The organism is Mycobacterium sp. 852002-53434_SCH5985345, from assembly GCF_001667155.1.
Classification (GTDB): Bacteria; Actinomycetota; Actinomycetes; order Mycobacteriales; family Mycobacteriaceae; genus Mycobacterium.
In genome coordinates, this window is sequence record NZ_LZIE01000024.1 from 83,837 (window position 1) to 107,913 (window position 24,077).

The following is a 24,077-nucleotide window of genomic DNA, read 5'->3' on the forward strand; positions in this document are numbered from 1 at the left end:
GGCTTCTCAGCCAACAAATCTCAGGTCAGGGATGGCGCCGCCGGCCACCAGCGCGATGTAGAAGTCGGTGAGCATCAGGGTGCCCAGGGTGATCCAGGCGTACATCTTGTGGCGGGTGTTGATGTTGCTGACCTGGGTCCAGATCCAGTACCGCACAGGGTGCTTGGAGAAGTGCTTGAGCCGCCCGCCGGTCACGTGCCGGCAGGAGTGGCAGGACAGCGTGTAGATCCACAACATGACGACGTTGCCGACCATGATCAGGTTGCCCAGCCCGAAACCGAAGCCGCCCGGGCCGGAGTCGGAGTGGAACGCGATGATCGCGTCGTAGGTGTTGATCACCGAGATGATGCCGGCAATGTAGAAGAAGTACCGGTGGCTGTTCTGGATGATGAGCGGGAACCTGGTCTCGCCGGTGTAGTGGACGCGGGGCTCGGCCACCGCGCAGGCGCTGGGCGACTGCCACACCGTGCGGTAGTAAGCGCCGCGGTAGTAATAACAGGTCAACCGGAACAGCAGCAGGAACGGCAGCGTCAGCGCCGCGTACGGCAGCCACCAGACGTCCGGCAGGATCTGCGGCCAGAAGTCGCCGGCCGCCCCGCAGGCCTTGCTCACGCACGGGGAGTAGAACGGCGTCAGGTAGTGATACTTCGGGACGAAGAAGTAATCGCGTTGGAAGGCCCGCAGGGTCGCGTAGATGACGAACGCGGCGAAGCCCAAGTCGATCCGCAGCGGCGACATCCACCACCGGTCGGTACGTAGGGTCCGTTGCGGGATGCGGGCGCGCGTGGGTGAAAAGACACCTGACGCAGGACGGTTCGCCGTGGGTGCGCTCATCTAGTGTTCCTCTTCGAACGGGCTGTTGGTCGAAGGGTACACAGAGAGCACCCCCTCATTTCCGGGGGGCTTGGGTTGTCAGGACCTGCTGTGACCCCCGACACCCTCGTCGTCGACATCGCGCCAGAATTCGCTGTCGTACTGGGTGTCGGGAATGACGATCTTCTCGCTTGACTGCTGCACGGTGGCGCGCGCCAGGTCCAACTCGGACACGTCGGTGTCAAGCAGTTCGACGTCGGACAGGATCCGGTCGGCGTCGATGACGATGCGCCGCATCGCGGGGCTGTCACCGTAGCGACTCTTCAGGGAGCCCACGCACCGCCGCAGGCCGCCGATGAGGTCGTGCAGTTCGGCGAGTTCAGTAGTGGTGCTCAACGGATCTCCTTGCGCGGGCGGTGTCACGGATCACAGTACGCCCCCGATACTATCGACGGCACAGCCTGACGTCAGGCGACTCACTTCCTTCCCCAACCCGGAGCAAAGACGCCCATGCCAGGTCAGACCGCCGCCGACCGTGCCGCCGCGCTGCTCGACCTGCACCGACCGGGTGACCCGGTGGTGCTGCCCACCGTGTGGGACGCCTGGTCGGCCAGCCACGCCACCGACGCCGGGTTCGCCGCGCTCACCGTGGGCAGTCATCCGCTGGCGGATTCGGTCGGCAAACCCGACGGGGAGGGCATGTCGTTCGACGATGTGCTGGCCCGGATCGCCCAGATCACGGCCGCGGTCGACGTCCCGGTCTCGGTGGACGTCGAATCCGGTTACGGGTTGGGGGCCGAGCGCCTGATCGAGGGCCTGCTGAGCGTCGGGGCCGTCGGGCTGAACATCGAAGACACCGTGCACTCCGAGGGCAAGCGGCTGAGGTCCGCCGGTGAGCACGCCGAGTTGGTGGGCGCGCTGCGGGCGGCCGCCGATGCGGCCGGGGTGCACGTCGTGATCAACGCCCGCACCGATCTCTTCCTGCGCAAGGACGGGGACGATGCGGACCGCGTCGAGCGGGCGGTGGCGCGACTGACCGAAGCCGCGGACGCGGGCGCCGATGTGCTCTACCCGGTGGGTCGGCACGACCCGGAGACGTTGCGCCGCTTGGCCGCAGAGCTGCCGTTGCCGGTCAACGCGATCGCGCTGCCCGATCAGGACGACCCGGCGTCCTTCGGGCCGCTGGGTGTCGCACGCATCAGCTTCGGCCCCTTCTTTCAGGCCGCGCTGGCGACCCGGGCCAGGGAACTGCTGGCGCGCTGGCGCTGATCCGGGACGAAAACAGTTGCACGACAGAGGGATCCGGCGGGATCGAATGACCCCGCCGGATCGTGGTTCACCTCTTACTTGGTGATCTCGATGCGCCGCGCCTGGCTGCCTGCATAGGCGCCGGTGACCCGCACGGTCAGCACGCCGGCGTCGTACGAGGCCGTGATGGCGTCGCCGGTGACGTGGGCCGGCAGCTGGAACGACCGGCGGAAGGATCCATAGCGGACCTCGCGCAGGGTGCGCCCCTCTTTCTCTTCGGCGTGCTCGTCGCGGCGTTCGCCGTGGATCACGAGTCGGCCGCGGTCGACCTCTACGTTGACGTCCTTCTCGACGTCAACGCCGGGGAGCTCGATGCGTACGATCGCGTCCTCGCCGTCCTTGGCGATCTCGGCGGCGGGGTTGAAACCGCTGGTCACCGGCTTGTACCAGTCTGACGCGGCGGCGGGGCCGAAGAAGTCACGCAACCACCGGTCGGTGTCCCAGGCCGGTCGCGACCACAGTGCGAGGTTACTCATGGGGATCTCCTTGTACTTCCTTGAGCTTTGTTGTGGGTTTGCTGTGTCCGGCGCCTCTCCGGCCGGCTACAAGGAGAAACATGAGTCGACCACGCTTAAGTTCCACCTAGGCGTTCGCCCTGGGCGAACGAATATTCACAGGGCTCCCTGTGAGTTGTGAGATCCTCGTCATAGGACCGTCACATTGGGCGAAATCGCGGTAATTTCCGGCCGCTAACCTCAAAGCCATGGCTGCAGACGGGATTTCGCGCGCTCAGTGTGCGGGCGGTCACATCGTCGTAGTCGGGCACGGCATGGTGGGGCACCGGCTCGTCGAGGCGCTCCGGGCGCGTGATGCCGAGGGGCTGTGGCGCATCACGGTTTTGGCCGAGGAGGCGGACGCGGCTTACGACCGCGTCGGCCTCACCTCGTACACCGAGAGCTGGGATCGCAAGCTGCTGGCGCTGCCGGGCAACGACTACGCGGGTGACGAACGGGTTCGATTGGTGCTGAACGCTCGCGTCACCGAGATCGACCGGGAAGCGAAGTCGGTGCTCACGGCCGACGGGCAACGGCACGGCTACGACACGCTGGTGCTGGCCACCGGGTCCTACGCATTCGTTCCGCCGGTGCCCGGCCACGACCTGGCGGCGTGCCACGTGTATCGCACGCTCGATGACCTCGACGCCATCCGGGCAGACGCCCAGTGCACGGTGGAAGCCGGTCGCACCCCGGCGGGCGTGGTGATCGGCGGCGGCCTGTTGGGTCTGGAAGCCGCTAACGCGCTGCGCCAGTTTGGGTTACAGACGCACGTCGTCGAGATGATGCCGCGCCTGATGGCCCAGCAGATCGACGAGGGTGGCGGCGCCCTGCTGGCCAAGATGGTCGGCGACCTGGGCATCGCGGTGCACGTGGGCACGGGTACCGAGTCGATCGAAGCGATCGATCATGGCGACGGTGTGTCGTCGGTGCGGGTGCGCCTGACCGATGGCGAGGTCATCGACGCCGGGCTGGTCATTTTCGCGGCCGGCATCCGGCCGCGCGACGAGCTGGCCAGGGCCGCGGGTCTGGAGCTCGCCGAACGCGGCGGCGTGCTCACCGACTTGGCATGCCGCACGAGCGATCCGGACATCTACGCGGTCGGCGAGGTCGCCGCGATCGGTGGCCGGTGCTACGGCCTGGTGGGACCGGGCTACACCTCCGCAGAGGTGGTGGCCGACCGCCTGCTGAACGGGGCCGCGGAGTTCGGCGAAGCGGACCTGTCGACCAAGCTCAAGCTGCTCGGTGTCGACGTGGCCAGCTTCGGTGATGCGATGGGCGTGACCGAGAACTGCCTCGAAGTCGCCATCAACGACGCGGTCAAGAAGACCTACGCCAAGCTGGTGCTGTCCGACGACGCGAAGACCCTGCTCGGCGGAGTCCTGGTGGGCGATGCCTCGTCGTACGGGGTGCTGCGGCCCATGGTCGGCAGCGAGCTGCCCGGTGATCCGCTCGCGCTGATCGCCCCGGCTTCCGGCGAGGCTCCGGCGTTGGGAGTCGGCGCGCTGCCGGATTCCGCGCAGATCTGCTCGTGCAACAACGTCACCAAGGGCGATTTGAAGTGCGCCATCGCCGACGGCTGCGCCGACGTGCCCTCGCTCAAGTCGTGCACCGCGGCCGGCACGTCGTGCGGCTCGTGCGTGCCCCTGCTCAAGCAGCTGCTGGAAGCCGAGGGCGTCGAACAGTCCAAGGCGCTGTGCGAGCACTTTAGCCAGTCGCGGGCGGAGCTCTTCGAGATCATCTCGGCCACCGAGATCCGGACCTTCTCGGGCCTGCTGGAGCGCTTCGGCCGCGGAAAGGGTTGCGACATCTGCAAACCCGTGGTTGCGTCCATCCTGGCCTCCACCGGCTCGGACCACATCCTCGAAGGCGAACAAGCCTCGCTGCAGGATTCCAACGACCACTTCCTGGCCAACATCCAGAAGAACGGCAGCTACTCGGTGGTGCCGCGGGTGCCGGGCGGCGACATCAAGCCCGAGCACCTGATCCTGATCGGGCAGATCGCGCAGGACTTCGGCCTCTACACCAAGATCACCGGCGGCCAGCGGATCGACATGTTCGGCGCCCGGGTGGACCAGCTGCCGGAGATCTGGCGACGGCTGGTCGACGGCGGCATGGAATCCGGCCACGCCTACGGCAAGGCACTGCGCACCGTGAAGAGCTGCGTCGGCACCGACTGGTGCCGTTACGGCCAGCAGGATTCGGTGCAGCTGGCGATCGACCTGGAGCTGCGCTACCGGGGCCTGCGGGCGCCACACAAGATCAAGATGGGTGTTTCGGGTTGCGCGCGGGAGTGCGCCGAAGCGCGCTCCAAGGACGTCGGGGTCATCGCCACCGAAAAGGGCTGGAACCTCTACGTCGGCGGCAACGGCGGCATGACGCCCAAGCACGCCCAGCTGTTGGCCAGCGACCTGGACACCGAGACGCTGGTCCGTTACGTCGACCGGTTCGTCATGTACTACATCCGGACCGCCGACCGGCTGCAGCGCACCGCCCCCTGGGTGGATTCGCTCGAGGGCGGCCTCGATCACGTGCGCGAGGTCGTCTGCGAGGACTCGCTGGGCCTGGCCGACGAATTCGAGGCCGCAATGGAGCGGCACGTGCAGAACTACAAGTGTGAATGGAAGGGCGTGCTCGACGACCCGGACAAGATGTCGCGGTTCGTCTCGTTCGTCAACGCCCCGGACGCCGTCGACTCGACGGTGGAGTTCACCGAGCACGCCGGGCGCAAAATCCCGGTGTCCATTGGCATGCCGAAGATCCGTACGGGAGCTGGAGAGGAATCATGACACTTCTCAACGACATTCAGGTGTGGACGACGGCCTGCGAGTACGACCGGCTCATCCCGGGTCGGGGAGTCGGCGTGCTGCTCGACGACGGTTCCCAGGCGGCGTTGTTCCGGTTGGACGACGGCTCGGTGTACGCGGTGGGTAACGTCGACCCGTTCTCCGGCGCGGCCGTGCTCTCGCGCGGGATCGTGGGCGACCGCGGGGGCCGGGTCACGGTTCAGTCGCCAATCCTCAAGCAGGCCTTCTCGCTGGAAGACGGTGAGTGCCTGGACGATCCGAACTTCTCGGTGCCGGTGTACCCGGCGCGCGTCACCGCCGACGGCTTCGTCCAGGTCGGTCGGATCGCCGCCTAGCGGGTGATATCACCGACGAGGTAACGCTGCATCGTCGGGCCGATGGCGTCGACGATCGCGTCGACCGACATCGAATGCAGCGGCTCGGAGCGAATGCCGTAGCGCATGATGCCCAGGCCGACCAGTTGTGAGGCGCACAGCGAGGCCCGGGTGGCTGCCTTGTCGGCCCCCAGGACCTTCAGCAGCGGGCCGAAAACCGGTCCGATGAACATGCTTTGCACGGTTTCGGCGGTCTTGGCCATCCCGGTGGAAGCTATCGCGCTGGCGGCGAAGGGGCCACCGCCGGCGGCGTCCCACGTGGTGATCAACATGCGTAGCGTCTGACGGCCGACCTGGTTCACCCCGCCGGTGACGATCCGGTCGATGAATTCCGGTGTGCCGAACGGCAACCGCAGCATCTTGGCGACCGGATCCAGAAGCCCGCGCGACGGTTCTTCGTGACGGGGCATGCTGTCAGGATCGCCCGTATCGGAGCAAAGAGCAAGCGTCGAGCGGTCGGCGCGCCTAACCGGCCAGGGCTGTCAAGCCACCGAACTCGGCCGCATGATCCGGTCGTGGACCAGCCGCTGCGCGGTCGGTCGCCGCGAAGCGTGCCGGGTGGTGGGGGCGAGGACCGGCGGCATGGCCCGGCGGAATCGATTGGCGATCAAGCGGGCCAGGCCGGGATGGGTGCCCAGCGGCCGACTGACCAGGTCGGCGCCGCAGGCGTGCAGCCGTTCCTGGAACAGGCCGTCGGCCAGCAGGTAGGAGGCGACGACGACCCGCGCGTTGGGTGCAAGGCGCCTGGCCTCGTCGACCGCTTCCGGCAATTGCGGATCCCCGGTGGCCGCGAAGCCCAGGCTGACGCGCGACCCGGTCAGCGCCGACACCAGCGTCGCGGTGGTGTGCAGGTCGGCGCGGGCCCTGGCATCCGATGTTCCCGCCGTCGCGAGAATCACGGAATCGCCAGGGCGCCAACCGCATTTCACCAACTGATCGCCGACGATCCGGGCGACCTGGCCACTCGGGCCCAGCGCCGGCGTGACGATCGCGTTCGGGTGGCCGCTCAGCTCGACGTGGGCCGGCAGGTCGGCGCGGACGTGATAGCCGCGCGACAAGAACGCCGGCAGCACGATGGCCGGCCTGCCGGTGGCCCTCACCCGCGACAGCACCTCGCTGGGGGTGGGGCCCAGCACGTCGACGAACGCGACCTCCACCGGCCGGCCCGTCAACGAACTGGCTTGCGCGGCAAGCTCTTCGACCATCGCCACACCCTCCGGCCGGCGAGTGCCGTGCGCGACCATGATCAGCGCCATGGGGAACTCGCCCGCTGCTCGGTCGCGAGCCGGTACCCACGCTTGACCACCGTCGCGATGATGTTCTTGTCGCCCAAAGCTGTTCGCAGCCGCAGCACGGCCGTGTCGACGGCGTGCGGGTCATTGCTGTTGCCGGGCAGTGCGCGTAGCAGGTCCCCGCGGGCGACGACGTCGCCGGGGCGTTTCGCCAGCGCGCGCAGTATCCCCATGCCGGACGGCGACAGCACCTTGATCGAGCCGTCCACCAGCACGCAAGTGCCGCGGATATCGACCGTGTGGCCGGCGGCGGTCACCGCGCACGAACCCAGCAGCGGTAGCTCCTCGGCGACGTGACGGGCCAAGGCGCCCAACCGCATTCGTTCCGGGGAAGACGTCGGCACGCCTTTGCGGATCAACGGCTTGGAGGTCACCGGGCCGACGCACATCGCGTGCACGTCGCTGCGCAGGGCGCCCAGCACCTGGTCTTCGACGTCCAGCTCGCGGCTGCGCTCCAGCACCGCCGCGGCCGCGGGCGCCGACGTAAAGGTGACCGCATCGAACTGCCGTCCCGCGATCCCGGTCACCAGCTGATCGAACGTGCCGCCCAACGGCGTTGGCTTCCACCGGTACACCCGGACGGGCACCACCTCGGCGCCCCCCATGCGCAACCCGCCGAGGAATTCCGGGAAGGGATCCCACGCGTCGGCGGCGCCATGCAGCTGGACCGCCACCCGCAGTCCGGCCACACCCGAGTTGAGCAGGTATTCCAGCACCTCCTGCGAGGACTCGGAGTCCGGCGACCACTCCTCGTGCAGACCGGCGGCGCGCAGCGCGCCGGTCGCCTTGGGTCCGCGCGAGACGATCCGCGCCGACGATAGGGCGGTGATGAGCGGGCTGACCAGCCCCCATCCCTCGGCCGCGGCCAGCCAGCCGCGGAACCCGATGCCGGTGTGCGCGACCAGGATGTCGGGTGGCTCGGCGATCAACGCCTCGGTGTTACGGTGCAGTTCGTCATCGTCGGGCAGCGCGATCATGTTGATCGCGGGTGCGCTGCACACCTCGGCGCCTTGTCGGCTGAGCAGCGCGCACAGCTCCTCGGAGCGCCGGGCGGAGGTCACCGCGATGCGGTAACCCGTCAGCGGCGGGGAGTCGGGCCGGGCCATATCACCTGTGTATGCCTGTCAGATTTCGGTTGCGTTACCTGGCAATTGCTTACGCATTGCCCACAGTGAGGCCACCCTCACACGCGGGCCAGCGCGCCTGCCGTCTCACCGTTCGCCGCCTCGGCGGGCAGCACCGGCCGCCGCACGTACACCATCCACGTGATGATCGCTGCCACGACGTAGGAGGCGAGGAACGCCAGGTATGCCGACGTCTCCGTGCCGGTAGCCAGGTAGGACTGGCGCAGCGCGAGGTTGATGCCCACGCCGCCGAGGGCGCCCACCGCGGAGCAGACGCCGATCAGCGATCCGGACTTGGCGCGCGCCCAGTGGCGCCGCTCGTCCTCGCCCGTCTCCAGGGCGCGGCTACGCGCCTCATATACCGAGGGGATGAGCTTGAACACCGAACCGTTGCCCATCCCGGACAGAATGAACAACACCATGAAGCCGACGACGTAGCCGATCATGCTGGTCGAGTGCGCCCCGGAATTGCGATCATCGAAAGTGCTTATGAAAACCAGCAATCCGGCGCCCAGGGTCATCCCGACGAGCACGCCGAGCGTCACCCGGCTGCCACCCCTGCGGTCGGCCAGCCGGCCACCGTAGATGCGCGCCAGCGAGCCCAGCAGCGGTCCGATGAAGGCCACCTGCGCGGCGTGCAGCGCCGCGTGCTTGGCGCTTTCGCCGTTGGCCAGGAAGTTGACCTGCATCACCTGACCGAAGGCGAAGGAGAAGCCGATCCAGGAGCCGAACGTGCAGATGTAGAGGAGGGAGATCACGTAGGTGTCGCGCTCGACCAGGATCGACCGCATCGTGTTCAGCTGCGTGCCGTGGCCGACGTTGTCCATGAACAGCACGGCCCCAATGCCCACGATCGCCAGCATCACCAGGTACACCGCGCACACCCAATACGGTGCCTCGTGCCCGGCCGTGGCGAGCACCAACAGCCCGACCAGCTGGATCACCGCCACCCCGAGGTTGCCGACACCGGCATTGACGGCCAGCGCCGAGCCTTTGAGCCGCTGCGGGTAAAAGGCGTTCACGTTGGCCAGCGAAGCCGCGTAGTTGCCGCCACCCAGCCCGGTCAGCGCGGCGCATACCACGAACGGCCACAGCGGCAGTCCGGGGTTGGCGAGCAACACGATGGTGCCGGCCGTCGGGATCAGCAGCACGAAGGCCGAGAAGGCGGTCCAGTTGCGACCACCGAACGTCGCGATGCCCAGGGTGTAGGGAATGCGGGCCAGCCCGCCGACCAGGGTGGCGACGGCGCCCAGCAGCAGCTTGTCGCCGGCGGAGAAGCCGTAGATGTGCGAAGGCATGAACAGTGCCATGACGGGCCACAGCGTCCAGATCGAGAAGGCGACGTGGTCGCCTGCGATGGTGCATAACAGATTGCGGCGCGCGATCTTCTTGTTGCCGGCCTCCCAGGCCGCCGTGTCTTCTGGATTCCAGTCCGCGATGTGGTGATTGCGGGCCATCCGATTGTCACCTTTCGTCGACTGCGATGTTTTCGGGGAACGGCACGGGGCGGTGCTCATTTCCGGTCGGCTGTCGGTGAATCCGATTGTGCGCCTTGGGATGGCGGGAGTACGCCACTCCGCACGGAGGCGTGCATAAGACTCCCTCTCGTCAGGACCCATTCAGCCGCACAACGGGAAGAGAAGTGGGCACCCCGAATGAAGAGGGATGCCCCGCCGTGCATTTCGATGCTCACATTCGAGACGGAGTCGGGTCAACTCAATACGGCCCGAATCGCCTGTAAGTTGATTACCAGTTATCTGGTAAAACCCTGTAGGTGGCGAATACCGAAATGGCCACCCATTTCAAGTGATTCGGCTCGGCCGGGCGACTTTATGTGAGCTGGAATACATTCCGGCTAGGAAAACGGCAAGACCGCGACGCCGGACTGCGATTGGACGCCCGCCAGCACCCTCGGGCGCGACCAGTGCAGGCGCACCGACTGTCCGGGGCGCACCTGGGCGATTTTGTCGATGTCCTCGTCGACCACCACGCCCACCACCGGGTAGCCGCCGGTGACCGGGTGGTCGGGCCCGAGGATCACCGGTAAACCGTTGGGCGGCACCTGAATCGCGCCGCGGGTGGTCCCCTCGCTGGGCAGCTGGCGGTCCGGGTAGCAGTGCTGCAGGGGGCGGCCGACCAATCGCATTCCCACCCGATCGCTGCGATCGGATGCCACCCAATCGTTGTGCACCAGGGCATCGGGGTCGACGAACCAATCGTCGCGCGGCCCGGGCACCACCGCCAGCTCGACCATGTTGCCGGTGATCGCCGCCACCGGCGCCTGATCGAGTTCGGGGTAGTCCAGGGTGTGCTCACCGACCGGGAGCTGATCTCCCGCTCGCAGCGGCGACGGGCCGATGGCCGACATCACGTCGTAGCTGCGCGAGCCGAGCACGGGCTCCACGGCGATGCCGCCCCGCACCGCCAGGTACGTGCGCAGCCCGGCGCTCGGCGTGCCCAGGGCGATCGTTTGGCCGTCGCGGACGTGCTGGATGCTGTTGGTGCCGAACTTAATCCCGTTGACGGTCGGGTTGGCGTCTGCCCCTGTCACGGCGATGTCGATGTCGCCGCCCCGGACCCTGGCGGCGAAACCGCCGAGCGTCACTTCGACCGTGGCGCGGTCATCGGGGTTGGCCACCAGGCGGTTGGCCAACTGGTGTGCGCGGCGGTCGGCGGCCCCCGACCGGCTCACGCCGAGGTGGGCGAGTCCCGGCCGGCCCAGGTCCTGGACGACGGCGAGCGGTCCGGTGCGAAGGATCTCCAGGGTGCTCACGGCGATCTCCTTACCTCAGACGGCCCGGAACTGAACCCACATGCCCTGTGTCAGCAGCGCCGGCTCGGGCCGTTCGAGGTCCCACAGGACCGCGTCGGTGCGGCCGATCAGCTGCCAGCCACCGGGCGACTGGCGCGGGTATATCGCGCTGAACTCACCGGCCAGGCCGACCGAGCCGGCGGGCACCGAGGTGCGTGGCTCGGTGCGGCGCGGCACCCGAAGGCGCGCGTCGCCGTCGACCAGGTACGCGAAACCCGGGGCGAACCCGCTGAATCCGACCCGCCACAGCGAACCGGTGTGCGCGTCGATCACCTGCGCGATGCTCAGCCCGGTATGGCCGGCGACCTCCGCCAGGTCCGGGCCGTCGTATACGACGTCGATGACCACGTCGGCACGGCGTTCGGGCGCGGCGAGCTCCTCGGCGGCGACCCGCATCTTGCGCAGTCGCTGACGGATCACCCCTTGGCTGCGGGGGCCGTCCAGCTTCACCAGAACCGTGCGGGCGGCCGGCACGATGTCGACCACACCGGGCAGCGCCGCGGCGCGCAGATGCGCCGCCCACGCCAATACCTCGGCGGTGCTGCCGCATTGCAGCAGAAGCGCGTTGTCGCCGAAGTCCAGAACCGTGTTGCCGACCAGTTCCGTCGGCAGGTCCTTGGACACGTTGTCAATAAGGTCCGTCACGCTCATTACTCGACGGTAACCTCCCCATCGCCGAGCGGGCGAGGGGCGAGCCACGGATTTTCGAACACTGCCAGAGCTGCCTTAGCAAACGCTCAAACGCCGCTGGCGCGGCCGGGATCTAACCGAGGATTTTGCCGATTTGCGGGGGGAGCTGATCGGCGACCAAGGGGTAGCTCAGTGGCGAGGAAAAGGCGATCGCGCCGGCCTGCTCCTTGGTGGTGAAGATGTGCCGGTTCTGCGCGGTGGCCTGGGAGGCCGCTACGTCGGGGTCGGCGAGCAATGCCTTTTGGTCGTCGGGGTTCTCGGTTGTCCAGATGATTACATCGGCGGAATCGAGCACCGCCCTGATGTGATCGCGGGGGATGACGGCGCGGTGATCGGTGCCGAAAGGCTTGATGCTGTCGGCGATCACCAACCCCATCTGGTTCAGGAAGTCGGTGCGCCAGCCGGCCATGGTCGCGACGATGGTCCCCTGCCAGAGCGTGCCCTGCATCAGCAACGCCTTCTTGCCCGTCCAGGCCGGGTGTTCCTTGCCGACGGCGGTGAATTTCTGGTCGACGGCGTCGACCAGCGATTTCATCTGGTCGGCCTGGAACACCGCCTGTCCGATGGCGGTGGCCTGCTCCTTCCACGGTTCGAAGAAGGCGTCGCCGTCCGACTGCGGCACGGTCGGGGCGATCGCGGAAAGCTTCTGATAGGTGTCGGCGTCCACGCCCGCGTTGGTGGCCACGATCAAATCCGGTTTGAGGCCCGCGATCTGGTCGACCGGGATCCCGTTGTCGAGGTTCAGCACCACCGGCTGTGCCCCGCCGAGCCTGGGCTGGGCCCACGGCCACACCGCGAACGGCTGATCACCGAACCAGTAGGTCACCGCGATCGGCACCACGCCGACCGCGAGCAGGTCGTCCTGCTCGGTGTAGCCGGCACTGACCACGCGCTTGGGCGGCTCCTTGATGACGGTCTGACCGAACAGGTGGTTGATGGTCACCGATTTGCCGCCGGGGGCACCCGACGACGGTTTGCCCGACGAGCATGCCGCCGGAGCACCGGCGACCGCGGCGACCGTCGCAGCCCCCGCGAGCTGCAAGAATCCCCGTCGATTCCAACCCTGGCGCATCGCGTGAGATTATCGCGTTCCCTGCCCGCCAGGGCATCGCCGCGCGGTTGCGCGCTCAGTCCAGCGGCATGCCGGCGTCCAGGAAGTCCAGCGCCCGATAGACGGTGTCGGCCGTTTGCGGCGCGCTGTCGAACGCCGCCATCATGGCCCCGACCATCGCGCCGACGTACACGCGGACTTCGAAATCGGTTGCGCCACGGCCGATCCGGCGACCGATGGCCTCCGCCATGACGTTCACGGTGCGGTAGTACTCGTCGTAGAGGGCGGCCTTGAGCTCGGGTATCGAGAAGATCAGCCGCTGCCGGGTGTTCTCGAACTCCAACTGCTCGGGTGACAGGCCGGCCATCGTCGTGGCGTAGGCGCGGCGGATGGCTTGGCTCGGCGACAGCTCGGGCGGCTGGGCGTCGAACGCGGCCATTATCAGCGGATCGAGGTCGTCGGCCAGCAGCAGCGACTCCTTGGACGGGAAATAGCGGAAGAAGGTGCTGGGTGACACATCGGCGGCGTCGGCGATCTGTTCGACGGTGGTGGCGCCGTAGCCGTTGGCGTCGAACAGCCGGAACGCCTCGCGGCGCAGGGCATGGCGGGTCTTGATCTTCTTACGTTCCCGCAGCCCCAGGGGCTGGTCAGTCGCCGGCATGTGGCGATTCTCCCGCATTCTGGGTGCGAAAAGTTCTGACAGAGGCTCGAAGGCCACTGCGAGATCCACGTATCTCCGGCGTAACTGTGGCCACGCGGCCCGGTAACAGTCCTTTCCTAACGTCGGGGCGTGACTACGACGACTTCTGAAGAGCCGATCGCTCCGGTCCTTGCGCCCGCGCCTGAGCGCCCGCCGCACCGGGGCGGGCACTGGATCGACGACTGGCGGCCCGAAGACCCCGCATTCTGGGAGACCACCGGCAAACCGATCGCCCGCCGCAACCTGATCTTCTCGATCTTCGCCGAGCACGTCGGCTTCAGCGTCTGGATGTTGTGGAGCATCGTGGTGGTCCAGATGACCGCCGGCCCCCACGGGCATCCGTCCGCGTCCGGCTGGGCGCTGACCGCCAGCCAGGCGCTGTGCCTGGTCGCCGTCCCGAGCGGCGTCGGCGCCTTCCTACGCCTGCCCTACACCTTCGCGGTCCCCCTGTTCGGCGGCCGCAACTGGACGACCATCTCGGCGGCATTGTTGCTGATCCCGTGCGTGCTGCTGGCCTGGGCGGTCAGCCATCCCGGCCTCTCGTTCACCGTCCTGGTGGCGATCGCCGCGACCGCCGGCTTCGGTGGCGGCAACTTCGCCTCGTCGATGGCCAACATCTCGTTCTTCTACCCGGAGAAGGACAAGGGCTGGGCGCTGGGCCTCAACGCGGCCGGCGGCAACGTCGGCGTCGCGGTGGTGCAGAAGATCATCCCGCCTATCGTCGTCGCCGGCGGCGGGGTGGCGCTGGCGCGCGCCGGTCTGTTCTACGTGCCGCTGGCCGTGGTGGCCGCGGTGTGCGCATTCGTCTTCATGAACAACCTGTCCGAGGCGAAGGCCGACGTGCGGCCGGTCTGGCAGTCGCTGCGGCATCCCGACACCTGGGTCATGTCGCTGCTCTACATCGGCACATTCGGATCATTCATCGGCTACTCGGCGGCCTTTCCGACCCTGCTCAAGACGGTGTTCGGCCGCGGCGACATCGCGTTGACCTGGGCGTTCCTCGGCGCGGCGATCGGCTCGGTCATCCGGCCCCTAGGCGGCAAGCTGGCCGACCGGATCGGCGGCGCGCGGATCACCGCGGTCAGCTTCGTCATGCTCGCCGCGGGCGCCGCGGCGGCGCTGTGGTCGGTCAACGCCAAGAATCTGCCGCTGTTCTTCGCCAGCTTCATGTTCTTGTTCGTCGCGACCGGCATCGGCAACGGCTCGACCTATCGGATGATCTCGAGGATCTTCGTGATCAAGGGGCAGCTCGCCGGCGGCGATCCCGACACCATGGCGCACATGCGTCGCCAGGCCGCTGGCGCGCTGGGCGTGATCTCGTCGATCGGCGCCTTCGGCGGGTTCGTCGTGCCGCTGGCGTACGCCTGGTCGAAATCGCAATTCGGCAGCATCGAGCCCGCACTGCGGTTCTACGTGGGCTTCTTCCTGGCCTTACTGGTGGTCACCTGGTACTGCTACCTGCGCAAGGGCAACGCCTACCACACGCAGGCGGGGGCCGGGGTGTAGCCGCCCGCCCTCAGCTCGACGGCTTCTGCTTGCCCCCGTAACCTTCCCAGGGGCTGTAGTCGGCGATCAGCTCCTCCTGCGGAGGTCGCTGGTCGGCCGGCACATGCTGCAGGTTGACCCGAATGCGATACCAGATCGAACTCGGCCCGCGCATGCCGTCGACCAATACGTCGACCGGTTGCAGCAGGCGAGACACGTCCGGGTGGCGGTCGCGCCAGGTGTCCAGCGCGGCCAGCGCCTCGTCCTTGGTCTTGGTGCGGGCGATCTCGATAAGCGGCATCACCGACCGGCGTCGGCCGTCGGCCGTGCCGGATCCCTTCGGCGCGCGCTCCGGGGGTCCCATCTCCTCGGCCAGCACCAGCAGCCGGTCGAGCTCACCGACCGCGTCGTCCATCCCCTCCCACGGGTCACCCATCGCGGCGAACCGGCCGGGCACGGTGTCGATGGTGAACTCCTCGGGAAGGCGTTCGGTGACTTCGTCCCACAACAGCGGCGTCGACACCCGGGCGTCCGGCGTCGCCCGCACCGAGTACGCGGACGCGACCGTGCGGTCCTTGGCGTTCTGGTTGAAGTCGACGAACACCCCCTCGCGTTCTTCCTTCCACCATCGGCTGGTCGCCGCGTCGGGCACCCGCCGCTCGACCTCGCGGGCCACGGTCTGGGCGGCCAGCCGCACCTGCCGGAACTCCCAGCGCGGGGCGATCCGCGCGTAGATGTGAAAACCGCGGCTCCCGGAGGTCTTCGGCCACGCGGTCAGGCCGTAGTCCTCCAGCACCTCGCGGGCCACCAGCGCGACGTCGACGATCCGCCGCCAGGAGACCCCGGGCATCGGATCCAGGTCGACCCGCAGTTCGTCGGGATGGTCGAGGTCGCCGGCCAGCACCGGGTGCGGGTTGAGGTCGACACAGCCCAGGTTGATCGCCCACGCCAGTCCGGCGGCGTCATGGATGACTGCCTCGGCGGCCGACGTGCCGCGCGCGTAGTGCAGTTCGGCGACGTCGACCCAGTCGGGCCGGTTCTTCGGCGCGCGCTTCTGGAACACCGCCTCCTCGGAGATGCCCTTGACGAAGCGCTTCAGGATCATCGGCCGGCCGGCCGCGCCGCGCAGCGCGCCCTCGGCCACGGACAGGTAGTAACGGACCAGGTCGAGTTTGGTGTGCGGCCCCATGCCGCCGTGGGCTTCGAACACCACTTTGTCCGGGTGGGTGATGGTGACTTGGCGCCCATCCACATCCAGCGAAACCGGACCCATGTTCATCATCGTAAGTCGGTGGGTACTTACCCCTCGGAATGCGACGGACGTCACATAGGGTGGATCCATGCCTAATCTGATTGGCCTGCCTGGGCAGGCGGTTGCCAAGGTTCAGCAGTATCTGGAACGCGGCTCGGCTGAATTGCACTACGTGCGCAAGATCTTCGAGGCGGGCGCCTTCCGGCTGGAGCCGCCGCAGAACTATGCCGCGATGGCCAACGACATCTACAAGTGGGGCGAGTTCGGCATGCTGCCGTCGCTCAACGCCCGACGCCATCCCGACCGCGCCGCGTGCATCGACGAAGACGGCGAGTTCACCTTCAAAGAGCTGGACGACGCCGCCCACGCGGTGGCCAACGGGCTGCTCGAGATGGGCGTCAAGGGCGGCGACGGGGTGGCGATCCTGGCGCGCAACACCCGCTGGTTCCTCATCGCCTACTTCGGCGCCGCCCGGGTCGGCGCCCGCATCATCCTGCTCAACAGCGAGTTCTCCGGCCCGCAGATCAAAGAGGTGGCCGAACGCGAGGGCGCCAAGCTGATCATTTACGACGACGAGTACACCAAGGCCGTCAGCAAGGCCGAGCCGGAACTGGGCTTCCTGCGCGCGCTGGGCACCAACCCCGACGCGGACGAGCCGTCGGGCAGCAAGGACGAGACGCTGGCCGACCTGATCGAGCGCAGCAACAACTCACCCGCCCCGAAGGCGACAAAGCACTCGTCGATCATAATCCTGACCAGCGGCACCACCGGCACGCCGAAGGGGGCGAACCGCAGCACCCCTCCGACGCTGGCACCCATCGGGGGCATCCTGTCCCACGTCCCGTTCAAGGCCAACGAGGTGACCTCGCTGCCCGCCCCGATGTTCCACGCGCTGGGCTTTCTGCACGGCACCATCGCGATGTTCCTGGGCTCGACCCTGGTGCTGCGCCGCAAGTTCAAGCCGCCGCACGTGCTCGAAGACATCGAGAAGTACAAGGTGACCGCCATGGTGGTGGTGCCGGTGATGCTGTCGCGGATTCTCGACGCGGTCGAGAAGATGGACTCCAAGCCCGACCTGTCCAGCCTGAAGATCGTGTTCATCTCCGGGTCGCAGCTGGGCGCCGAGCTGGCCAGCCGCGCGCTCAAGGATCTCGGCCCGGTCATCTACAACATGTACGGCTCGACCGAGATCGCGTTCGCCACCATCGCCGGACCGCAGGACCTGGAGCGCAACGCGGCGACCGTCGGCCCGGTGGTCAAGGGCGTGAAGGTCAAGATCCTCGACGACAACGGCAAGGAGAAGCCTCAGGGCGAGGTCGGCCGGATCTTCGTCGGTAACGCGTTCCCCTTCGAGGGCTACACCGGCGGCGGCCACAAGCAGATCATCGACGGCCTCATGTCATCCGGTGACGTCGGCTATTTCGACGAGCACGGCCTGCTGTACGTCAGCGGCCGGGACGACGAGATGATCGTCTCCGGCGGAGAGAACGTTTTCCCAGCCGAGGTCGAGGACCTGATCAGCGGGCACCCCGAGGTGGTGGAGGCGACGGCCATCGGCGTCGAGGACAAGGAATGGGGCCATCGGCTGCGCGCCTTCGTCGTGAAGAAGGACGGCTCCGACGTCGACGAGGACAGCATCAAGCACTACGTTCGCGACCACCTGGCCCGCTACAAGGTGCCGCGTGAGGTGGTCTTCCTGGACGAGTTGCCGCGTAACCCGACGGGCAAGATCCTCAAGCGCGAGTTGCGTGAGATGGAGGTCGACTAGCCGCTGTCCCCGTCGGGGTCAGCGCCGGTCTTTGATGGCGCGGGTGATCTGCGCCGCGAGTTTGGGGTCGACCAGAAGTTGGTCGATGAGCGCGGTGAGCACCTCTTGTCCGGTCACCCGGGCGACGCCCAGGCGATCGGCGGCCTCGCGCTGCCAGATGTCGAGGGCGCGGTGGGTGGCCGCCGGGAGGTCTACGGTGCGGCGTGTCCGCTGACCCCGGCTCGCCTGGTTGACCGCCGGCTGGCTGACGATCCGGTGGGCGCCCTGCTGCCCGAGCCCGGTGAGGCGCTCGGTCGGCGCGGCGTCTCCTGCCGGTGTGGCCGACGGCCCGGGGCCCCGGAACGTTCCGGCGCCCGGCCCGATGTGGCTGGGGTTGAAGTTCACAGCGGCGGTCGTCCTCCGGGTGAGTGGGCCAATCAGTAAATCAGCATTGGGTCTGACAATACTGATTCTTCCACCGACGGCGGCGTAAGTCGCGTCGCCGGGCCGCGGGCTGGCCGCGCCCGCGGGAAGTGCCGCATCAGCGGTTTCCCGCAGCAAATTTTCGAAGATTGCTCACCGACGCGTCGGTGACGGCCGGGAATTTCGCTCAAAAGTCAGAGGACGGCGTGGTTTATCGCCCTAATTCAGGGAATCCGCTGATGCGTAAGTATGCAAACCAGTATGTCAGTAGATCGCCTCTAAACAGGGTAAACCCGGAGGCTGCACGATTCAGTAGCTGTCGATATCCTGATTTATGAAGATCATTAATTCCGCCAAAACCGGCCCACGCAAATCCGTTAAGCCCATTTGTTACATAATTCACAGCGCCATCTTTGTGTAGCAACGTTGTTTGCCGGGAAAGTTGTAGCTAACGTTTTGTTTTGTCGGCATCAGGTCCTGGAAGGAGGGGTTGCGATGACGATTTCTGCACGATCGTTACGCGGCGCCGCCGTGGGCGCGGCGGGTGCCTCCGCGGTGGCGGGAGCGCTGCTGTTCGGCGCCGGCCCCGCCGCGCAGGCGGCCCCGGTACCAGGACCCGACACCAGCTTCACCACCGCCGGTCCGCACGGTACGCCCGGCGGACCCGGCATCATTCCCGACCGTCCAGGCGGGGGTCATGGCGGTCATGGATGGGGCGGCCACGGATGGGGCGGCGGAGGCCACCCCGGTTGGGGTTCGGGCAACCGCGGATTCTGGGCCCCCGGGCACTGGTGGAACTGGTGGTGGTGAACCACCTCCCCGTGGCAACCGGTCAACCTCGACGTGCCGATCCATTTCCAGGTTGACCGGCCCACGGGATGGGGGGGAACCATGCCGGCCTGACCACCCCTCAGGTCGGCATGGCCCTCTCTCCTCGGGCCAAATCGGAAGCGGCGGTTAGGGATCGCGGGGGAGGCCGAGCAGCCGCTCGGCGATGATGTTCAGCTGCACCTCCGAGGTACCGCCGTAGATCGTCGTGGCCCGGCTCGCCAACAGGTATTCGCCCCATTTGCCGGGTAGCTCGCCGGTGTCGCCGATGGCGGCGTCGGTGCCGAACGAGGACACCGCGAACTCCGCGTACCCCTGGCCGGTCCGCATCGAAAGCAGCTTCGAGATGGCCGCGGACGGCATGGCATCCCCGCCGGCCAGAGTCAACAGGGTGGAGCGCAAGTTCAGCACCTTGGCGGCGTGGCCCTCGGCGATCAACTGACCCGCTCGGTGTTGTGCCACCGGGTCGAATTGCCCGTCGCGAACGAACTCGACGAACTGGCCCAGAGTGGCCAGGAAGTTCGCCTCGCTGCTGCCGATCGAAACCCGTTCCGCGGTAAGGGTATTGCGGCTGACCTCCCAGCCACGGTTCACCTCGCCCAGCACGCACTCGTCGGGCACGAACACGTCGTCGATGTAGACGGTGTTGAACATCGCGTTCCCGGTGAGCTCGCGCAGCGGCTTCACCTCGACACCCTCACTCTTCATGTCCAGCAGGAAATAGGTGATGCCGTTGTGCTTCGGGGCGCTGGTGTCCGTTCTCGCCAGCAGGGCGCCCCACTGGGAGAGCTGCGCCGCCGTGGTCCAGATCTTCTGGCCGGTGATGCGCCAGCCGCCGTCCGTTCGGGTGGCCTTGGTGCTCAGCCCGGCCAGGTCCGATCCCGCGCCCGGCTCGGAGAACAGCTGACACCAAATCATGTCCCCGCAGAAGGTCGGTGGCAGGAACCGCTGTTTCTGCTCCTCCGTCCCGAAGGCGACGATCGACGGGATGATCCACGTCGCGATGCCCATCGGCGGGCGCTTGACCCGGCCGGCGGTGAATTCCTGGGCGATGATGATCTGCTCGACCGGACCGGCCGCGCGGCCCCACGGTTTCGGCAGGTGCGGCAGCGTCCAGCCACCTTCGGCGATGGCGACCTTGCGCTCGGCACGCTCCATCGCCTTGAGCGCGTCGACTTCGGCCCGGATCTCCTCGCGCAGTTTCTCGGTGTCGGGGTCGAGGTCGATGTCGACCGCCCGCAGGCCGGTGCTGGTGGCGGTGTGCACCACCTTCTGCGGGTACTCCGAATTGCGGCCGAACGAGGCGGCCAGCATCAGCGCCCGGCGGTAATACACGTTGGTGTCGTGCTCCCAGGTGAAGCCGATCCCACCGTGCACCTGGATGCAATCCTGCGCGCACCGTTGCGCGGCGGCCGGCGCCAGCGTCGCCGCGACGGCGGCTGCGAACTCGACGTGGGAACCGGTGAGGTCCCAACCGTTCTCGCGCGCTTCGTCGATGGCGCGGGCGGCGTCCCACACCGCCGCGGTGGCGCGCTCGGTGTTGGCGATCATCTCCGCGCACTTGTGTTTGATGGCCTGGAACTGGCCGATCGGCCTGCCGAACTGCTCGCGGATCTTGGCGTATTGCGACGCCGTGTCGGTGGCCCAGCGCGCCACCCCGATCGCCTCGGCGGACAGCAGCGTCGTCATCAGCGCGTGCGCTGTCGCCATGCTCAGGTTGCACAACGCGGCGTCGGCCCCAACCTCGACGGCGTTGGCCCGAACATGGGCGAGGGGCCGTAGCGGGTCAAGGCTTTTCACGGGCTCGATCTCGAGCTCCTCCGCGCGCAGCACCACCCATTCCTCGCCGCTGTCGATCGCGACCGGGAGCACCAGCACCGAGGCCTGCGCTGCCGCCGGAACCGCGCGGACCTCGCCGCGGAGCACGAGCACGTCGTCATTCGGGCCCTGGCGGGTGGCGGTCAACCCGCAACAGTCCATCGCGTAGGCGGCGATGGCGGCGCCGGACGCCAGCTCGGAGAGCACCTTGGCGTGCGGGTCGTTGGCGGAAATGAGTGCGCTGGCGATCGCCGACGGCACGAGGGGGCCGGGCACCGCGCCGTAGCCGAACTCGGCCAGCACGACGGCCAGCTCGAGGATGCCGAAACCCTGCCCGCCCACGGACTCGGCCAGATGCAGACCCTGCAGGCCTTGTTCGGCCGCGGCCCGCCAGTACGGCGGGGGATTCTCGATCGGTGTCTCCATTGCCGCGTGCAATGTCTCGGACGGCGCGATGCGCGCCACCAACGACCGCACCGAATCGGCCAGGTCTTGATGCTCAGGAGTGATAGCGATCGGCATTGGTCGCCTTCCCATGCTTTAGGGTTCCGCCTTGGCCAGGCACCCTCCAAACTAACAACCGGTCGGTTGGTTGACCACAGGGGTTACCGGGCGTGCCAGCGCGCCTCGGTGTCCGCGGTGAGCTCTTCAGTGAAACCGCTTGGCGATCCACTTCGCGATGATGTCGGCCTGCTCCCCGCGAGCGCCCGGGGTGGTGAAGTAGTGGTCGGTGTCGATCGACGATTGCGTCTTGTCGGGGCCGGCGAGCGCGACGAAAATCCGTTGGGCGTCGGACGGAAAGACGCCGGTATCGGCCTCGGCGTTGATCACCAGGGCGGGGCAGGTGATCCGGGCGAGATGCGGTTCGGCCCTGGTCTGCGCCACCCGCAGGCTCCACATGCCCAGCCAGTTGCGCAGCGTGCAGGCCGCGGCGATGCCGTGCGCCGACCGGTTCGCCTTGGCCGGAACGCCGGCATAACACATGTTCGGTTGACGCCCGGTGGGCTCGATGCTGGCGTCGACCATGCGGGGATCGGCCCAGGTGCGCATGACGCTGAAGGGGCGGTCGGAAAACCCCGCTGCGCGAACGCGTTTGAGTTCCTGCTCCGCCCAGTCGGTGATCGCATGGTTGCGCGCGGTCTGCGCCCGGCGGTAGCGGGTGAGGAACTCCGGTGAATACGGCGGCCCGTTTCGCTCGTTGAACAGGTCGAGGTCGGCGTCGGTGGCGACGGGGTCGTTCTCGTCGACGACGGCACCATCCATCCAGGCCGTCAAGACGTCGGGTCGCCCGGGATGGGCGGCGGTGGCCACGTAGGCGTCGGCGGCCGGCAACTCGTTGAGGCCCGCGGCCGGACGCATCCCGTCCAGCGGGGTCACGTTCGGCTCCACGGCCTGCGACTGATATGCGGCCATCAACGAGCCACCGCCTGAGTTGCCGAGCAGCACAACGGTTTCCACTCCCTGCACCTCGCGCAGCCAGCGCACACCGACGCCGATGTCGACCAGCGCGTGGTCGAGCAGGAAGCTGCTTTCGAAGCCGCGAAACCTGGTGTTCCAGCCTAGAAATCCGACACCGCGGGTGGCCATGTAGTCGGCGAGGTAGTGCTCGGAAAAGTCGATCTGGTAGTGCGTGGCGATCATCGCCACCTTGGGCTTGCGTCCCACCCCGCGGTGGTACAGCCCCTGGCAAGGATGGCCGCCCGCGCCGGCGCGGCCGGCGGTGGGCGACGGCAGGCCGACAAACTCGCGGATAACCCCGGCGGCGGCGTTAGGAGTCATTTACCGGCCCTGTTGGCATTGGACATCTCGTTGAAACTTCAGGCCGATGTTAGATTCAGAATTACAACTTGGCCAGGACTTCAAGCCGGGGACCGAGGGGAGTCGCGCGATGATCAAGCCGCATAACACCAACACGGAATTCGAACTCGGCGGGATCAATCACGTCGCGCTGGTCTGCTCGGATATGGCTCGGACCGTGGACTTCTACACCAACGTCCTCGGCATGCCGTTGATCAAGTCGCTCGACCTGCCCGGGGGCGCGGGCCAGCACTTCTTCTTCGACGCCGGCAACGGCGACTGCGTCGCATTCTTCTGGTTCGCCGATGCCCCCGACCGGGTGCCGGGCATATCGTCGCCGGGCGCGATCCCCGGTATCGGCGACATCACCAGCGCGGTCAGCACCATGAACCATCTCGCATTCCACGTGCCGGCCGAGAAGTTCGACGCCTACCGCCAGCGGCTCAAGGATAAAGGGGTCCGCGTCGGCCCGGTGCTCAACCATGACGAGAGCCCGATGCAAGTGTCCGCGACGGTGCATCCCGGGGTGTACGTGCGGTCGTTCTACTTCCAGGACCCCGATGGCATCACCCTCGAATTCGCATGCTGGGTCAAAGAATTTGATGCCACCGATGCTCAGGCCGTGCCCAAGACCGCGGCGGACCGCCGACCTCCGGTGGTCGCCGGCCGCCCGTGACCGACGGCATTCTGTCCGACGCTCAGATCGCGGCGCTCACGCCCCAGCAGCGACGGCAGCTCATTTCCCGGCTCGAGCAGCCCGTGGGCGAATTGATCGACCCGGCGTTGCTGCTCAGGGTGCGGCGCATCCGGTTGAGTCTGATGGTGGGTGGTTCGATGGCGATGGTTCCCTGGCTGGGGTACCTCTCGGTCACGTTGCCGGAGAACTATGTTGCCCACAACTGGCCCGTGACGTGGGTGGGCTTCGACATTCTGCTGGTCGGATTCATGCTGGCGACAGCGGTACTCGGGTATCTGCGCCGCCAGCTACTGGTGCCGGCCGCGTTCACCACCGGCGTGTTGCTGATTTGCGACGCCTGGTTCGACCTGATGACGGCGGGGCCCAAGGATGTCTGGGTGTCGGTGACCACCGCGCTGCTGGTCGAAGTGCCGCTGGCGGTGTTCCTGATCTTCAGTGCGCAGCGGCTGATGCGGCTCACGATGATGCGGTTGTGGCTGCTGGACCCCGGCATGCGGCTGTGGCAGCTGCCGCTGTTTCCCTGAGGCGGCGGTGATTTCGCTCGGCGCGCCAGCCTAAAGCGCCG

The 24,077-nt window shown here is 67.4% G+C and carries 23 protein-coding genes; 8 read left to right on the forward strand and 15 right to left on the reverse strand.

Features of this window, described 5'->3' with window-relative positions:
- Positions 1-6: 6 nt before the first annotated feature.
- Positions 7-834, reverse strand: a complete 828-nt coding sequence (locus A5756_RS03725) for a hypothetical protein (protein ID WP_066947308.1) — start codon at positions 832-834, stop codon at positions 7-9.
- Positions 835-912: 78 nt separating this feature from the next.
- Positions 913-1,209, reverse strand: a complete 297-nt coding sequence (locus tag A5756_RS03730) for a hypothetical protein (RefSeq protein ID WP_066947672.1) — start codon at positions 1,207-1,209, stop codon at positions 913-915.
- A 114-nt stretch (positions 1,210-1,323) separates the two neighbouring features.
- On the opposite strand from A5756_RS03730, the gene A5756_RS03735 reads away from it, so the two are divergent.
- Positions 1,324-2,082 carry an isocitrate lyase/phosphoenolpyruvate mutase family protein gene (locus A5756_RS03735; RefSeq protein WP_066947310.1) on the forward strand — a complete coding sequence of 253 codons (759 nt, stop codon included), beginning with the start codon at positions 1,324-1,326 and terminating at the stop codon, positions 2,080-2,082.
- Positions 2,083-2,156: 74 nt separating this feature from the next.
- Here A5756_RS03735 and A5756_RS03740 read toward each other — a convergent pair whose 3' ends face one another.
- Positions 2,157-2,597, reverse strand: coding sequence for an Hsp20/alpha crystallin family protein (locus A5756_RS03740; protein WP_066947312.1), 441 nt, complete (start codon positions 2,595-2,597; stop codon positions 2,157-2,159).
- 227 nt (positions 2,598-2,824) lie between these two features.
- Between A5756_RS03740 and nirB the strand changes: the two genes are divergently transcribed.
- Entirely contained in the window at positions 2,825-5,404 is a 2,580-nt protein-coding gene (nirB, locus tag A5756_RS03745) for a nitrite reductase large subunit NirB (protein ID WP_082948299.1), read from the forward strand.
- Positions 5,401-5,757 carry a nitrite reductase small subunit NirD gene (gene nirD, locus A5756_RS03750; RefSeq protein ID WP_066947318.1) on the forward strand — a complete coding sequence of 119 codons (357 nt, stop codon included), beginning with the start codon at positions 5,401-5,403 and terminating at the stop codon, positions 5,755-5,757. Before nirB ends, nirD begins: the two co-directional genes overlap by 4 nt.
- Here nirD and A5756_RS03755 read toward each other — a convergent pair.
- From A5756_RS03755 to A5756_RS03790, 8 genes are all read right to left on the reverse strand, one after another.
- The gene (locus tag A5756_RS03755) at positions 5,754-6,206 is read right to left on the reverse strand and encodes a hypothetical protein (protein WP_066947324.1); all 453 of its coding nucleotides are present in this window, start codon (positions 6,204-6,206) and stop codon (positions 5,754-5,756) included. The two genes, nirD and A5756_RS03755, sit on opposite strands and share 4 nt — an antisense overlap.
- Before the next feature lie 72 nt (positions 6,207-6,278).
- Positions 6,279-7,052 (reverse strand): sirohydrochlorin chelatase, encoded by a 774-nt coding sequence (locus tag A5756_RS03760; protein WP_066947327.1) that lies wholly within the window; start codon positions 7,050-7,052, stop codon positions 6,279-6,281.
- On the reverse strand, positions 7,043-8,194 hold the full coding sequence (locus A5756_RS03765) for a uroporphyrinogen-III synthase (RefSeq protein ID WP_066947330.1): 1,152 nt from the start codon (positions 8,192-8,194) through the stop codon (positions 7,043-7,045). The genes A5756_RS03760 and A5756_RS03765 overlap by 10 nt, the downstream gene beginning before the upstream one ends.
- Positions 8,195-8,271: 77 nt before the next feature.
- Positions 8,272-9,669 (reverse strand): MFS transporter, encoded by a 1,398-nt coding sequence (locus A5756_RS03770; RefSeq protein WP_066947333.1) that lies wholly within the window; start codon positions 9,667-9,669, stop codon positions 8,272-8,274.
- A gap of 398 nt (positions 9,670-10,067) precedes the next feature.
- Positions 10,068-10,985, reverse strand: a complete 918-nt coding sequence (locus tag A5756_RS03775) for a 5-oxoprolinase/urea amidolyase family protein (RefSeq protein ID WP_066947336.1) — start codon at positions 10,983-10,985, stop codon at positions 10,068-10,070.
- Positions 10,986-11,000: 15 nt separating this feature from the next.
- Entirely contained in the window at positions 11,001-11,675 is a 675-nt protein-coding gene (locus tag A5756_RS03780; RefSeq protein WP_066947339.1) for an allophanate hydrolase subunit 1, read from the reverse strand.
- A gap of 112 nt (positions 11,676-11,787) precedes the next feature.
- On the reverse strand, positions 11,788-12,786 hold the full coding sequence (locus tag A5756_RS03785; protein ID WP_066947343.1) for an ABC transporter substrate-binding protein: 999 nt from the start codon (positions 12,784-12,786) through the stop codon (positions 11,788-11,790).
- A 55-nt stretch (positions 12,787-12,841) separates the two neighbouring features.
- On the reverse strand, positions 12,842-13,426 hold the full coding sequence (locus A5756_RS03790) for a TetR family transcriptional regulator (protein ID WP_066947346.1): 585 nt from the start codon (positions 13,424-13,426) through the stop codon (positions 12,842-12,844).
- Positions 13,427-13,582: 156 nt separating this feature from the next.
- Here A5756_RS03790 and A5756_RS03795 point away from each other — a divergent pair, with 156 nt between their 5' ends.
- The gene (locus A5756_RS03795; protein WP_156659213.1) at positions 13,583-14,971 is read left to right on the forward strand and encodes a NarK family nitrate/nitrite MFS transporter; all 1,389 of its coding nucleotides are present in this window, start codon (positions 13,583-13,585) and stop codon (positions 14,969-14,971) included.
- Positions 14,972-14,981: 10 nt separating this feature from the next.
- Here the strand turns inward: A5756_RS03795 and A5756_RS03800 are convergent, their stop codons facing one another.
- Entirely contained in the window at positions 14,982-16,232 is a 1,251-nt protein-coding gene (locus A5756_RS03800; RefSeq protein ID WP_066947353.1) for a DNA polymerase domain-containing protein, read from the reverse strand.
- 58 nt (positions 16,233-16,290) lie between these two features.
- Here A5756_RS03800 and fadD2 point away from each other — a divergent pair, with 58 nt between their 5' ends.
- On the forward strand, positions 16,291-17,970 hold the full coding sequence (gene fadD2 / locus A5756_RS03805) for a long-chain-fatty-acid--CoA ligase FadD2 (RefSeq protein ID WP_066947356.1): 1,680 nt from the start codon (positions 16,291-16,293) through the stop codon (positions 17,968-17,970).
- A gap of 18 nt (positions 17,971-17,988) precedes the next feature.
- Here fadD2 and A5756_RS03810 read toward each other — a convergent pair whose 3' ends face one another.
- Entirely contained in the window at positions 17,989-18,354 is a 366-nt protein-coding gene (locus A5756_RS03810) for an ATPase (RefSeq protein ID WP_066947359.1), read from the reverse strand.
- A gap of 513 nt (positions 18,355-18,867) precedes the next feature.
- On the opposite strand from A5756_RS03810, the gene A5756_RS25775 reads away from it, so the two are divergent.
- The gene (locus tag A5756_RS25775; RefSeq protein WP_156659206.1) at positions 18,868-19,182 is read left to right on the forward strand and encodes a hypothetical protein; all 315 of its coding nucleotides are present in this window, start codon (positions 18,868-18,870) and stop codon (positions 19,180-19,182) included.
- A gap of 147 nt (positions 19,183-19,329) precedes the next feature.
- On the opposite strand, the gene A5756_RS03815 is transcribed toward A5756_RS25775, so the two are convergent.
- Positions 19,330-21,540, reverse strand: a complete 2,211-nt coding sequence (locus A5756_RS03815; RefSeq protein WP_066947362.1) for an acyl-CoA dehydrogenase — start codon at positions 21,538-21,540, stop codon at positions 19,330-19,332.
- Positions 21,541-21,666: 126 nt separating this feature from the next.
- Positions 21,667-22,797: an alpha/beta hydrolase gene (locus A5756_RS03820; protein ID WP_066947365.1), complete on the reverse strand. Its 1,131-nt coding sequence runs from the start codon at positions 22,795-22,797 to the stop codon at positions 21,667-21,669.
- A 109-nt stretch (positions 22,798-22,906) separates the two neighbouring features.
- Here A5756_RS03820 and A5756_RS03825 point away from each other — a divergent pair, with 109 nt between their 5' ends.
- Together A5756_RS03825 and A5756_RS03830 are read left to right on the forward strand one after the other, a co-directional pair.
- Positions 22,907-23,491 carry a VOC family protein gene (locus A5756_RS03825; protein WP_066947368.1) on the forward strand — a complete coding sequence of 195 codons (585 nt, stop codon included), beginning with the start codon at positions 22,907-22,909 and terminating at the stop codon, positions 23,489-23,491.
- Positions 23,488-24,036, forward strand: a complete 549-nt coding sequence (locus tag A5756_RS03830) for a hypothetical protein (protein ID WP_066947371.1) — start codon at positions 23,488-23,490, stop codon at positions 24,034-24,036. Before A5756_RS03825 ends, A5756_RS03830 begins: the two co-directional genes overlap by 4 nt.
- Positions 24,037-24,077: the final 41 nt, after the last annotated feature.